The organism is Rhizobacter sp., from assembly GCA_021153565.1.
Classification (GTDB): domain Bacteria; phylum Pseudomonadota; class Gammaproteobacteria; order Burkholderiales; family Burkholderiaceae_C; genus Albitalea.
On the sequence record JAJKJU010000257.1, the window covers coordinates 1 to 12,575 of the forward strand.

Annotated in this window: 11 protein-coding genes and 2 pseudogenes; 1 reads left to right on the top strand and 12 read right to left on the bottom strand. The window is 66.0% G+C overall.

Features of this window, described 5'->3' with window-relative positions:
* Positions 1 to 335 precede the first annotated feature (335 nt).
* The 7 genes and pseudogenes from AC30NL_RS16460 to AC30NL_RS16490 all read right to left on the bottom strand — a co-directional run bounded on the left by AC30NL_RS16460 (position 336) and on the right by AC30NL_RS16490 (position 7,817).
* Positions 336 to 1,139, bottom strand: coding sequence for a P-type ATPase actuator domain-containing protein (locus tag AC30NL_RS16460; RefSeq protein WP_489465082.1), 804 nt, complete (start codon positions 1,137 to 1,139; stop codon positions 336 to 338).
* 100 nt (positions 1,140 to 1,239) lie between these two features.
* Entirely contained in the window at positions 1,240 to 2,484 is a 1,245-nt protein-coding gene (locus AC30NL_RS16465; RefSeq protein ID WP_489465083.1) for a TolC family protein, read from the bottom strand.
* Complete coding sequence (locus tag AC30NL_RS16470; protein ID WP_489465084.1) at positions 2,481 to 2,783, bottom strand: DUF3240 family protein; 303 nt, start codon at positions 2,781 to 2,783, stop codon at positions 2,481 to 2,483. Before AC30NL_RS16470 ends, AC30NL_RS16465 begins: the two co-directional genes overlap by 4 nt.
* Positions 2,776 to 5,875, bottom strand: a pseudogene (locus AC30NL_RS16475) (efflux RND transporter permease subunit). The gene AC30NL_RS16470 and the pseudogene AC30NL_RS16475 overlap by 8 nt, the downstream one beginning before the upstream one ends.
* A gap of 1 nt (position 5,876) precedes the next feature.
* Positions 5,877 to 7,010: an efflux RND transporter periplasmic adaptor subunit gene (locus AC30NL_RS16480; RefSeq protein WP_489465085.1), complete on the bottom strand. Its 1,134-nt coding sequence runs from the start codon at positions 7,008 to 7,010 to the stop codon at positions 5,877 to 5,879.
* Between the two features lie 82 nt (positions 7,011 to 7,092).
* Positions 7,093 to 7,548: a hypothetical protein gene (locus AC30NL_RS16485; RefSeq protein WP_489465086.1), complete on the bottom strand. Its 456-nt coding sequence runs from the start codon at positions 7,546 to 7,548 to the stop codon at positions 7,093 to 7,095.
* Entirely contained in the window at positions 7,545 to 7,817 is a 273-nt protein-coding gene (locus tag AC30NL_RS16490; RefSeq protein ID WP_489465087.1) for a metal-sensing transcriptional repressor, read from the bottom strand. The genes AC30NL_RS16485 and AC30NL_RS16490 overlap by 4 nt, the downstream gene beginning before the upstream one ends.
* A gap of 99 nt (positions 7,818 to 7,916) precedes the next feature.
* On the opposite strand from AC30NL_RS16490, the gene AC30NL_RS16495 reads away from it, so the two are divergent.
* Positions 7,917 to 8,972 carry a DMT family transporter gene (locus AC30NL_RS16495; RefSeq protein ID WP_489465092.1) on the top strand — a complete coding sequence of 352 codons (1,056 nt, stop codon included), beginning with the start codon at positions 7,917 to 7,919 and terminating at the stop codon, positions 8,970 to 8,972.
* 170 nt (positions 8,973 to 9,142) lie between these two features.
* Here the strand turns inward: AC30NL_RS16495 and AC30NL_RS16500 are convergent, their stop codons facing one another.
* The 5 genes and pseudogenes from AC30NL_RS16500 to AC30NL_RS16520 all read right to left on the bottom strand — a co-directional run.
* On the bottom strand, positions 9,143 to 10,243 hold the full coding sequence (locus tag AC30NL_RS16500) for a calcium:cation antiporter (RefSeq protein ID WP_489465088.1): 1,101 nt from the start codon (positions 10,241 to 10,243) through the stop codon (positions 9,143 to 9,145).
* Positions 10,244 to 10,303: 60 nt separating this feature from the next.
* A pseudogene (locus AC30NL_RS16505) lies at positions 10,304 to 10,764 on the bottom strand (chromate resistance protein ChrB domain-containing protein).
* Between the two features lie 4 nt (positions 10,765 to 10,768).
* Entirely contained in the window at positions 10,769 to 11,125 is a 357-nt protein-coding gene (locus AC30NL_RS16510) for a rhodanese-like domain-containing protein (protein WP_489465089.1), read from the bottom strand.
* A gap of 18 nt (positions 11,126 to 11,143) precedes the next feature.
* Positions 11,144 to 11,320, bottom strand: coding sequence for a Fe-Mn family superoxide dismutase (locus tag AC30NL_RS16515; RefSeq protein ID WP_489465090.1), 177 nt, complete (start codon positions 11,318 to 11,320; stop codon positions 11,144 to 11,146).
* Between the two features lie 186 nt (positions 11,321 to 11,506).
* Positions 11,507 to 12,575: calcium-binding protein (locus AC30NL_RS16520; RefSeq protein WP_489465091.1), on the bottom strand; the 1,069-nt coding region annotated here is incomplete at its 5' end.

A 12,575-nucleotide genomic window follows, 5' to 3' on the forward strand; every position in this document is an offset into this window, starting at 1 on the left:
CGCGCCGACGAGTCATAGCCGTCGCTATGGCGAGGAGGCGCAACGCCGCAATGCGCTTCGAGAGCAAGCGAGCAGCCGGCATTTGTGGCTTGACGCGACACCAGGGCGGCGCCACCGGAGGCTTCTGGCATTGAACGACGAGACATGGGAGGGACGGCTCCATCCAAACGAGCGCAGGGGCGCCCAAACGGGGCCCACGATGCGCCTCTACGATAGGGCTGTCAGCCGCCGGCAAAACCCGAAAGTGACGCTGGAAAGCAGGTCAGTTTCTTAGCCCGAACCTCTTAGCCCGAACCTTTGACGCATGCTCAAACGTAAGTCCGCGCCACTGCCGCTCAGGCAGCCTTCTTCTTGAAGCCGAACCGAATCCTGTTGCTCATCGGTTCTACCGCGAGTTCGAGGTCCATCAGGTAGGCCCCGAAGCGGTTGATGTGGATCGTTCGGTACGGCGACAGAGCGGCCAGAACCTCTTCCGTGTTCTGCACGGGCGCCTGGTGCGCCTCGGCCTCTTCGACCAGGCCGATGATCCGAGAGAAAGTGGTGTCCGCACCGACGCGCTCGGTACGGACATCGAGCGCGCCCGATTCCAGCACCATCCCTGCGAAGACTTCATCGCCCGCTTGCTTGTCGCGCGGCAGGCTCTCGCCGGTGATCGACGCTTCGTTGACCGAACCCTGGCCGCCTTCAATGCGGCCATCCACCGGAATCTCCTCGCCGGTGCGCACCAGCACCACGTCGCCCGCCCTCACCTGCTCCACCGGCACGCTGCGCTCGCCGCCATCGATGCGCAAGAGCGCCACCTGTGGCACCGCGCCGATCAAAGCCTTGATCGACGCATGCGCCCGATCGGTGTTGAGGTCGGCGATGAACTTGGCGATCAGGATGATCACCATCAGCACGGCGCCTGCCACCGTTTCGCCGCCGAGCACGGCGATCAGGGTCGCGATGGTGACGAAGATTTCGGTGCCGATCTTGTGCTCGTGGATCAGGTCCAGCACGCCGGTCTTGAGCAACGGGTACAGGCCGATCGCCACCGCCACCCACAGCACTTCGACGGGCACCTTCTGCTGCCAGTAAAGCAGTGCCAGCGCACCAGTAAGGACGATCCGGCCGACCTCGATCCAGCGCTCCCGCGTCATCAAGGCTGAAAGCCCGGCGCTGGAGGGCGATGGAGCCTTGCCGGTAGAAGTCGTCTCGATGCTCTCAGTCGTCTTGCCGATCTCCTTTGGGGATGGGGTGTCAGTCCTTGGCCAGATCCCAGATCAGATGCGCGTCGATCAGCAGCCTGTGATGCCAGCGCAGCGCATCGGCGCGTGCTTCGAGCGCCGCGCGAGATGCGTCGAGCGACTGACGGCGAGCCAGCAACAAAGCCTGCAAGTCGGCCTCGCCCAGCGAGTAGGCACGCTGCATCAGCTGCGCGCTTTCCCCGGCGATGGATGCGCCTTGCTCGCCGACACGCCAGCGATCGAGGCTGCCAGCGGCTTCCGCATAGGTCTCGGCCGCTTCCAGTTCGATCTCCTGCCGATGGCGCTCTTGCGCCGCGCGAGCGGTGTCGCTGTCGCGCAGCGCCTGCAGCATGCGTTGCTCGCGGTAGGTGCCCGACAGCGGGATGCTCAGGCTGATGCCGACCACGCGCTCGTTGCGAATCGCCTCCGACGCGGTGTAGACGCCCACGGTCGGGTCCGGCACGCGGTCCGCTTTGGTGCGGGCGGCGAGCAGCTCCGTCTTGCGCCGCTGGCCCTCGGCGATCTTGAGCGGATCGGCCTCGGCCAGCACACGTTCGCGCCATGGCGCTTGCGGCAACACCGGTGCCTGGGGCTCGGACAAGGCCGTGCTCGTCGGCAGCGCGTCGCCGAAGCGCACGCGGAGCTTCGCCTCGGCCTTGGCGAGCTGCGTCGCGGTCAGGCTGGCCTGGCGCTGGACCTCGCTCAGGTCGGTGCGAGCGACGTTCACATCGAGCGACGATGCATCGCCGGCCTTCTTGCGCGTGCCCACCGCCGACAGGTTCCTCTCCGCGAAGGCCAGTTGTTCCTTCAGCAGCGCCTGCTGCCCGCGCGCGGCGATCACGTCGAGCCACAGGTCCGCCAGCGCGCGTGCCGCTTCGTGGCGAGCCTCGCCCACGCGGGCGCGGCCGATCTCCAGATCGATCTCGCCCAGTTGCCGGTCCAGTTCGCCCTTGCCATTGACGCGGATGGGACGCTCCAGTTGGGCCAGCCATTCGTTGGACTTTCGCGAGGTGTCGCGATAGTCGCGCCGCTGGCCCTGCACCTTGGCCGTCCACTCGTGCGGCGATGCGGCCTGTGCGGCTCTCGAATGCCCTGCGGCCGCCAAGGCGCTGCGTGCCTCCACCACCGCCGGGTCCTTGTCGATCCACGCGTTGGCCTGCTCGCTGCCCGGCAGGTCCTTGGGCGCGGGCACCTCCTGTCCGAAGGCACACAGCGGCATGACCAGCAAGGCGACGCCTTTCCACACGGCGCGCGTCATGCGAACTCTCCTTCGAGCACAACCGGCGTCGCCCAATAGCGCAAGCGGGTGCCGGCGAACTCGGTCTGCAGGACCTCGCGCAGGCGTTCCAACTCCTCCTTGTCCAGCAGCACCTGGACCTGCATCGCGCGGCTGCGGCCCATCACCTGTTCCTCGGGGCTGAGTCGGCCTTGCGCGGTGCCGTGGCTGTGGGTGGGGGTGCTCGTGAAGACTTCGCTGCCGGCCGTGGCCAGCAAGGTGTCGAGCAGCTTTTCCTCGACGGTGGGAGGACAGATCAATGTCAGGCAGAACTCAGCCATGGGCAGGCTCCAGGGATTCGTTGTCGGCGGCACGCGGCTGCGCGAACCGCAGGTAGAGGATGGGCAGAAGGATCAGCGTCAGCGCCGTCGCGGTGATCAATCCGCCGATCACGACGATGGCGAGCGGCCGCTGAATCTCCGAGCCGGGGCCGGTCGCAAACAGCAGCGGGATGAGGCCGAACGCCGTGATCGACGCGGTCATGAGCACCGGCCGCAAACGCCGCCGCGCCCCTTGAGTCACGCATTCGAGCGGACTCAATCCTTCGGCATGCAGCTGGTTGAAGTAGCTCACCAGCACCACGCCGTTGAGCACGGCGATGCCCAGCAGCGCGATGAAGCCCACCGACGCTGGCACCGACAGGTACTCACCAGTGACCCACAGCCCGACGATGCCGCCCACCAGCGCGAACGGAATGTTCGACAGCACCAGCAGCGCCTGGCGCACCGAGCCGAAGGTGCTGAAGAGGATGACGAAGATGAGCCCCAGCGCCAGCGGCACCACCAGGGCGAGCCGCGCGGCGGCGCGCTGCTGGTTCTCGAACTGCCCGCCCCAGCTGATGCGGTAGCCGGTGGGCAGCTTGACGGCATCGTTCACGCGCGCCTTGGCGTCTTCCACGAAGCCCACCAGGTCGCGGCCGCTCACGTTGGCGATGACCACGCTGTAGCGGCCGCCCATCTCACGGTCGATCTTCACGGGGCCGGTGTCCCGCTGCAGCGTCGCGAGCGATTGCAATGGAACGCTCTGTCCATCGGGCGTGGTGATGCGCAGAGCCTCGAAATCGGCTGGCGACAAGCGCATGCGCTCCGGTCCGCGCAAGACGATGGGAATGCGGCGCGGTCCGTCGATGACGGTGCCCGCGCGCTGGCCTTCGATCTGCACGCGCAAGGCATCCTGCACGTCCTCCACCGACAGGCCATGGCGTCCCGCGGCCAACCGATCCACGGCGACGCGCAGGTACTGCACGCCGTCGTTCTCCACGGTGTACACGTCCTGGCTGCCGGGCACCTTCTTCATCACCGCTTCGATCTGGCTCGCGAACTCGTTGAGCTTGCCGAGGTCGGGACCGAACACCTTGATCGCCAGGTCGCCGCGCACGCCGATGATCATCTCGGACACGCGCATGTCGATGGGCTGGGTGAAGCTGTAGCTGATGCCGGGCATCTGGTCGAGCACGGTGCGGATCTTGGCGATCAGCGCGTCCTTGTCCGCCAGCTTCCATTCCTCGCGCGGCTTGAGCACGAGGAAGGTGTCGGTCTGGTTCAGGCCCATCGGGTCCAGGCCGATCTCGTCGGAGCCCGCGCGTGCCACCACGCCGGTGATCTCGGGAATCTCCTTCATCAGCGCCTGGTGGATCTTCAGGTCCAGCGCCGCGGTCTCTTCCAGACTCACAGAGGGCAGCTTCTCGATGCCCACGATGAGGTCGCCTTCGTCCATGGTGGGCAGGAAGGTCTTGCCCACGCGGGTGTAGACGAGGGTCGCGATCACGAGCATCACCGCGGCCACGATGAACACGATGCGTTGCCGCTTGATGGAACCGGCCAACAGCGGCTCGTACAGGCGCAGCGCCTTGCGCACGAGCCACGGGTCGTCATGCGGCACCTTCTTGAGCAGGTAGGACGCCAGGACCGGGATGACCGTGAGCGACAGCACCAGCGAACCGCCAAGTGCGAAGACGATGGTCATCGCCACCGGCACGAAATACTTTCCTTCCAGGTCCTGCAAGGTCAGCAGCGGCAGGAACACGGTGACGATGATCAACACGCCCGCCGCCACCGGTGCCGCCACTTCACGAACGGCGCGCAGCACGATGTGCAACCTCGGGAGCTTGCCAGCGGCGCGGTCATGGCCCAGGTGCTGGACCACGTTCTCGACCACCACCACCGCCGCATCCACCAGCATGCCCAGCGCGATGGCCAAGCCGCCCAGGCTCATCAGGTTGGCCGACATGCCGACCAGCCGCATGGCGATGAAGGTCCACAGCGCGGCCAGCGGCAGCACCACGGCCACGGCAATCGCAGCACGCACGTTGCCGAGGAAGGCGCCCAGCAGCACGAGCACCAGCACGGTCGCTTCCAGCAAGGCCGTGGACACCGTGCCCACGGCCTTCTTGACCAACTCGGCGCGGTTGTAGAAGGCCTTGAGCGTCACGCCCTTGGGCAGCGTCGGCTGCAGTTCCGCGAGCTTGCGGGTCACGCCTTCCACGACCTGTTGCGCGTTGGCGCCCGCCAATCCAAGCACCAGGCCTTCCACCGCTTCGGCCTGGCCGTCCTTGGTCACCACGCCGTAGCGGGTCACGCTGCCGTCGCGCACTTCGGCCACGTCGGCCAGGCGAACCGGCGTGCCGTTCTTGCGGCTGACGACGATGGCGCGCAGGTCGTCCGCGGTCTTGATGCTGCCTTCGCTGCGAACCAGCAGCACCTCATCGCCTTCGCCGAGGCGGCCGGCGCCGTCGTTGCGGTTGTTGGCCTCGATCGCGGCCTTGAGCGCACCGGTGGACAAACCCATCATGCCGAGCTTGGCCGGGTCGGGCACCACCTCGAAGCTGCGCACCTTGCCGCCCAGCGAGTTCACGTCCGCCACGCCGGGCACCGTGCGCAGGGCCGGGCGGATCACCCAGTCCAGCAGGCTGCGCCGTTCTTCGAGCGACATGCCGGGCGCTTCGATGGTGAACTGGTACATCTCGCCCAGCGGCGTGGTGATGGGCGCCATGCCGCCGGACAAGCCGACGGGCAAATCGGCCTGGATGTTGCCCAGGCGTTCGGCCACCTGCTGGCGCGCAGTACACATCGGTGCCGTCCTCGAAATCGACGGTCACGTCCACCAACCCGTACTTGGACACCGAGCGCAGCATGCGCTGGCGCGGAATGCCCAGCATCTCCACCTCGATGGGCGCGGCGATGCGGCTCTCCACTTCCTCAGGCGTCATGCCCGGGGCTTTCATGATGATCTTGACCTGCGTGCTCGACACGTCGGGGAAGGCATCGATGGGCAGGTTGCGGAATGCATACCAGCCGAAGCCTGCGAGCAAGGCAGCGGCGAGCATGACGAACAAGCGCTGCGAGAGCGCGAATTGGACGAGGCGGTTCAGCATCTCAGCTGCCTCCACCCTTGCCGAGCCAAGCCGACTTGAGGGCAATCACTGAGGCCGTCGCGACCTCTTGACCTGCCTTCAGGTTGCCGCTGACTTGCACCGACTGCCCGGCACTCGACAGCACGGTCACCGGCGTGGCGACGAAGCCCTTGGCGCTGCGCACGAAGACGTAGGCCTTGTCGTCCTGGCGCGTGACGGCTTGCAGCGGAAGCGCCCAGCCTTCGCTCGCGGGGAAAGGCACCTGGGCTTGCACCACTTCGCCCGGACGCAACAGCTGTGCCCCCTTGATGACCTTCGCACGGAGCGTCACGGTCTGGCTGTCGCTCACCATGGCGCCGGCGGACAAAGGCGTGGCTGCGACGTCACGGCCCACGACCGTGATCTCGCCGCTCTTGGGCGTCGGCCGATCGGCAGGCACCTGGATGTCCAGCCACAGCTCGCGCAGGTTGGCCAAGCGCACCAAGGGGTCTGCCTCCTTCACGCGTTGCCCAGGCTTGGCATCCACGGCGAGGACCAAGCCCGCGGTCTTGGCGCGAACCATCAGGCCGTCTTCCAGGCGGCCACCGCCAGCCACGCGCTTGATCAATGCGACATCGGCCCCCGCGAGGCGAAGCTCGGCTTCAGCTTGGCGAAGCCGAGCAGCGTCGGCGCGTTCAGCGGCTTCCGCCTCCTGCACGCGGCGCTCGGGAATGATCCCTTCACCGAACAACTGCTTCTCGCGCTCCAGCGTCTTGCGCGACAGCCGCGATTTGCTCGCGGCTTCCATCAGCTTGAGCTGCAGGTCGCCGTACTCGGGGCTCACGAGGCGCACCAGGGGCTGGCCAGCTTTCACCGACTCCTGGCCGCTGACCATGAGCCTGTCGACCACACCGTCGACCGGTGCACTCACCAGTTGTTCCTCGCTGGGCGGCAACACCACCTTCGCGGGATACGCCATGCCGCGGATGGCGGCAGGCTGCTCCAACTTTTGCAAGGTGACGCCCAGCGACTGCATCTGTGTCGGCGACACCGCGAATTCGGCCGCAGGGCCGGCCGCGTGCGCGAGCGTGGCGTGGAAGGGAATGGATTGCGCGAAAACTATCAGCGCGCAGGCAACGGCACGCGCCACAGGGCGTGCTCGCACAAAACGATGCATTGGAAGACTCCACAGAACAACCGAGCGTCGCGAGCGACGGCGGTTTCAAACCAGCGCCGCGTGATGCGGCGCCACCAGGGGCTCAGCTGTGGAGGGAAGGAGGCGCCCGGCCGTCGGGTCGCCAATGTCGATCGCTGGCGATCGGTATGCGCTCGGAAGCGGCCGCCCAGGCGGGGCGTGGCATGAAGAGTTGAAGGTCTGCTGTCTGCGGTGCGGACGGCGCCGGCACGGCCGGCATCAGTACCTGTCCGTCAAGCTTCGGCAGGCTGCCCGGCCAGAACGCGACCAGGCTGTGCCCGAAGTTCAGCGGGTCCGGCACTTCGGCGTGGACATCCAGCTCATGGTCATGAGCATCGCCATCATGCAACTCGTGAGACAGCAGCACGTGACCATCACCGGCGCCCAGGTCGTGAGAATGCGCATGGAATGGCGACGTGAGGAAATTGAACGCCACCACCACGAGGAGCAGCCAGCGTGCAAGCAGCCGCGCACCGTTCACACGGTGGTCGACGGGCAGGGATGCTGGCAATGCGCTCACAGGTATTTGGTGATGTCTTTGAATTCGGAAAGGACCGCGTCCGACTTGGCGCTGGGTACGACCTTGCTCAGGCAATGGTCCAGGTGTTCATGGATCAAGGCCTTCTTCGCCGCGGTGATGGCCCGCTCGACGGCATGGAGTTGCTGGGCCAACTCGGCACAGGGCCGGTCGGCTTCAATCATCTCGATGACGTTCTGCAAGTGGCCGCCGGCGCGCTTGAGACGCTTGATGAGCGCACCGTGACCTTCGTGTGACAAGGCTTCTGACATGGAATGACTGGATCCTCTACCGGAGGATATCATCCGCCCCTCCCTGTCGAGAACCTAGTGTGCGATATTGCCATGAGATCGATCAATCTCTTCCAAAGAATGGCTGCCGCACATCGCACCTTGCCCGCGCTTCGTGGCGGCCTGATCGCATTGCTCGCTGCCCTCCTCTTCGGCGTGAGCACGCCGCTCGTGCAGCGCTTCGGCGTGGGCGTGGGCAGCTTCAGCACCGCGGCCTTGCTCTACGCCGGCGCGGCCATGATCGGCGCGCTTTTGCGCCGACCTGTCGAGCGCGAAGCGCGCGTCCAGCGCAGCGACTTCCGCCGCATCGGCTGGATGGCGCTCTTCGGTGCCGGCATTGGTCCGGTGGCGCTGGCCTGGGGGCTGCAGCACACCAGCGGCACCAGCGCCTCACTGATGCTGACACTCGAAGCCGTGTTCACCGCCGTCCTCGCTCGCCTCTGGTACCACGAGACCATGGATCGGCGCGTGATCCTCGCGATGGCGCTGCTCACGCTGGGTGGCATGTCGCTGGTGCTCGATCGCGCCGATGCCGGCTCCAACCAGGTCCTGGGCCTGCTCGCGGTCATGGCCGCCACCGCCGCCTGGGGGGTGGACAACACCTTGTCGCGCGCGGTGGCCGAGCGCGATCCGGGACAGGTGGTGATGTTCAAGGGCGCACTCGGCGCTGTGGCCACGGCCGTCCTCGCCTTTGCATTCGGCGAGCCCATGCCCGCACTGTGGCGAGTGCTGGGCTTGCTGGCTGTCGGCGCCACCGGTTACGGCCTCAGCCTGCGGTTCTACCTGCTGGCGCAACGGGCCTTCGGTGCAGCGCGAACGGGTTCGGTGTTCGCATTCGCACCCTTCGTCGGCGCCCTGCTGGCCTTTGTTCTCGGTGAACGCAGCGGCAGCGTGTGGATGCTGGCGGGCGCTGCGCTGATGGTGCTGGGCATCGTGCTTCACCTCGCCGAAAGCCATGCGCACGAACACGAGCACGAGGCGATGGAGCACGAGCATGCCCACAGCCACGACGATGGACACCACACCCATCACCACGATCCCATGCCTGTCGGGTCGCACAGTCACGGGCACCGGCATGAACCGATGAGCCATGCTCATCCACACGTGCCCGACGAGCACCACGGACATCGGCACTGAGGTACTGCGTCGAATGACGACACGCTCGAGAGCGGCATGCCGTTTGCCTCGAACTCCGCATGAGGCACCTGAATGCGGTACGCGGAAAGACCAAGCGATCGCTGCGCTTTGCGCCTAGATCAGGCCCTTATGACGTGCTGCTCGGGCACGCTCGAAAAACTCTCAGCCTCTCAGACTCCCAGGGCCGCCAGCATCAGGAAGGCCATGAACAAGACGAAGTGCGTCATGCCTTCGATGGCATTCGTCTCGCCGTCGTGCACGTTCACCATCGCGACGATCAGGGTGATGAACACCATCACGGTCTGCGACGGCGACAAGGCCATGTGAATGGGCTGGCCGGTGACCAGCGCCAGGGCTTCGATAACCGGCACCGTCAGGATCACGGTCGACAGCGATGCACCCAGGGCGATATTCACGACCGGCTGCATGCGGTTGGCGAGGGCCGCGCGGATGGCGGTCAGGATTTCGGGGCTCGCGGAGATCGTCGCCACGAGCAGAGGAGCGACGATGGGCGGCACGCCGGTGCCAGCCAAGCCCGCATCGAGGGTGCGAGACATCACCTCGGACAAGAGGCCGATCAGCACAATCCCGCCGGCGAGGAATCCGATCGGCGCGGACAAGGACGAGGGGGATTGAGTCGGCATGACCGGCCCGGTCGTTGGCCGCGGCTTTGCATGCTGGGCGTAGCTGTAGCTGAAGAAGTAGCTGTGCCGCCCCGTCTGCAGTCGCAGGAAAAGGCCGTACAGCAGCACCATCACGACGATGGTGAACACCGAGTAGCTGCGCCAGTGCTGGCTAGGGATGAAGGCGGGCAGGACCATGGACACGCCGATGGCCGTCAAGATCATCACGATGTAGGTGTTGCCCGAATCCACGTTGTAGGGCTGCTCGCCGTGGCGCAAGCCACCCAGCAAGGCGGAGAGGCCGAGCAAGGCATTGATGTCGAGCATCACCGCCGAGTAGATGGTGTCGCGGACCAGCGTGAGCGAACTCGTGTGGCTCATCATGATGGCCAGGATGACCACCTCGACCAGCACCGCAGCGAGAGTCAGGATCATCGTGCCGTAGGGTTCGCCGACGCGCTCGGCCAGTTCTTCGGCGTGGTGTGCGACCCGGACGGACGCTAGAAGAATCGCTAGGATCAGCGCGAGGGCCGCTGCAAGCGAGACCGCTTGTCCACCGGCGAGGATGCTGTGTTCAATGGGAAAGGCGATTGCCGCCGCAAGGGCGGCAATGACGAGAAAAATTTCTTGGCGAAGCTGTGCGGCCATGGAATTCACGCCGATTGGAAAGAATCGATCCAGTCATATGGTCCTCCTTTGGATGAACAGTCAAGCCGCCATCGACGGCGGCCAGTTGTGCTCCTCGACCTGGCACGAACGGCACCATGCGTAGAGCGAGTCATACATCACCATGCCGTGCCCGAGCATCTCGTGGTCGTCTGCGAAGCTGTGTGACAGCCCGAGGGATATGGCATACAGGCCAGCCGATTGCGGCGCAAGGCCCAGCCGCGATGTGTCGGCGCCGCGCACGATGACCGCGAGTTGCTGCAAGGCCGGGTCGTCGAGCTGGTACTTGGAGAGAAAGGCGTCGAAGCTGCACAGGTCACCGACGTGGCTCATCTCCACGCCGGGAATGTCGTAGGGCACCGCGCCGGTCTCCTGCGCCACCCCTTCAGCACGTCGGCCGATGGCACGTACAGAAACTCGGGCTCCTTGTCGATGAAGCGCGCAATGAGCCACGGGCAGGCGATGCGATCGATCTTCGGACGTTCGCGAGTGACCCATTTCATGGCGCTACTCCTTTGGTTGCACGGGCAGGCCTGCGGCTAGCCAAGCTTCGATGCCGCCTGCAAGATAGCGCGCGTCGAACCCGCGAGCCCGCAAGTCCATGGTGGTGGAACGGCCAACGTCGAGCCCGTGCACACAACACACAACGACCGGTTGTGAGGGGTCGAGGGATGCGCTCCATTCGTCGAGTCGTGCAGGGTCCAGCCAAGCGGCACCTGCAATGGTCTCCGTCGCCTGGGCCAGATGCTCCGGACGGCGAACCTCCAGGATGCACGCTTCTTCCCGCTGGGCCGACAAGGTGGACAGGTCCATGCTCCAGGCCGCCGCATCGGCCGCGACGGCGGCGCCATAGCGCCTGTACACGGCATCCCAGCGGACGTTCTACATGAACGCATCCACATAGGCCGCAGCCTTCGCGCCGAAGTCCATGTGATAGGCGTGCTCATACATGTCCAGCGCCAGCACCGGTGTGGCGCATGCCAGCAGGTGCGTGTGGTCGGCTGCCCAGTGATTGACGAGGCGCCCTTCGCGCGACGACCGCACGATGGTAGAAATCATTACAAGCAATGTGGGGCTGCGACCGGCATAGCCGCCAAGTCATGCGCTCGCGTTCGGTCGCCACGGGCAGTTGCTCGATCGTGAGCCTGATTTCGGTCGAATGTTCCATGGGCAAGTCCGGCCTGCAAAAAGACCGTAACCCGCGCCAATGCTGGGTTACGCCTATTCAGGCCTTCAAAGTTCGGCTTAACCGCCCAGAATCACGTGCAGCATTGCGGCGGGGCCGGAGCTGTGGTCGCTCGATGCATACAGCGCGTAGTCGCTCTGCTGGGTGCCGCCGCTGGTGGTCGAACTGCCAAGCAAGGTCGTGTCGCCGCTAAGCACGAACGTGTCGCCGCTGTCCAGATGGAGCACCAGGTCGGCGCGCACGTCGGTGATGCTCTGCAGCGACTGGAGATCGACGTTGACGGCGGCACCGCCCGCGCCATCGCGCAGATCGACGCCTTCGACGTTCTGCGCCACGCCGCGCAGGCTGGCCAGGTCGAAGGCCAGGCCGGTGGTGGTGAGCTGAAGCAGGTCGTTGCCGGCGCCACCGTTGGCCAGTGCGAGGTGGCTCGGGTCCGTGGCCACCAGGGTGTCGTCGCCCGAGCCGCCTTGCAGCGTCGCGATGCCACTGCCGGCGACGAGCACGTCGTTGCCCGCGCCGCCGTCCAGCGTGTGGGTACCTGCATTGCCGGTGATCGTGTTGTCGAGCGCATTGCCGGTGCCGTCGATGTCGGCGCTGCCGGTGAGCAGCAGGTTCTCCACGTCGGCCGACAGCGTGTGGGTCACCGAGGCCAGGACGGTGTCGGTGCCTTCGCCCGCGTTCTCGGTGACCACGTCGCCGGCGTTGTCGACGACATAGGTGTCGTTTCCCGCGCCGCCGATCATCGCGTCGGCGCCGCCGCCGCCGTCCAGCGTGTTGGCCGCGCTGTTGCCGATGAAGGTGTTGTCCAGGCCGTTGCCGGTGCCGTCGATCGCAGCCGAGCCAGTAAGCGTGAGGTGCTCGACGTTGGCCGCCAGCGTGTGGGTCACCGAGGCAAGAACGCTGTCGGTGCCTTCACCGGCGTTCTCGGTGATCACGTCACCGGCGTTGTCGACGACATACGTGTCGTTGCCCGCGCCACCGATCATCGTGTCCGCACCACTGCCGCCGTCCAGCGTGTTGGCCGCGCTGTTGCCGGTGATGACGTTGTCCAGTGCATTGCCGGTGCCGTCTATCGCGGCGCTGCCGGTGAGCACCAGGTTCTCGACGTTGGCCGCCAGCGTGTGGGTC

Excerpts from the sequence above, each read along its gene's own strand:
- AC30NL_RS16460 (WP_489465082.1), bottom strand. The coding sequence starts at position 1,139 with ATGACGCGGGAGCGCTGGATCGAGGTCGGCCGGATCGTCCTTACTGGT.
- AC30NL_RS16465 (WP_489465083.1), bottom strand. The coding sequence starts at position 2,484 with ATGACGCGCGCCGTGTGGAAAGGCGTCGCCTTGCTGGTCATGCCGCTG.
- AC30NL_RS16470 (WP_489465084.1), bottom strand. The coding sequence starts at position 2,783 with ATGGCTGAGTTCTGCCTGACATTGATCTGTCCTCCCACCGTCGAGGAA.
- AC30NL_RS16480 (WP_489465085.1), bottom strand. The coding sequence starts at position 7,010 with ATGCATCGTTTTGTGCGAGCACGCCCTGTGGCGCGTGCCGTTGCCTGC.
- AC30NL_RS16490 (WP_489465087.1), bottom strand. The coding sequence starts at position 7,817 with ATGTCAGAAGCCTTGTCACACGAAGGTCACGGTGCGCTCATCAAGCGT.
- AC30NL_RS16495 (WP_489465092.1), top strand. The coding sequence starts at position 7,917 with ATGGCTGCCGCACATCGCACCTTGCCCGCGCTTCGTGGCGGCCTGATC.
- AC30NL_RS16500 (WP_489465088.1), bottom strand. The coding sequence starts at position 10,243 with ATGGCCGCACAGCTTCGCCAAGAAATTTTTCTCGTCATTGCCGCCCTT.
- AC30NL_RS16515 (WP_489465090.1), bottom strand. The coding sequence starts at position 11,320 with ATGATTTCTACCATCGTGCGGTCGTCGCGCGAAGGGCGCCTCGTCAAT.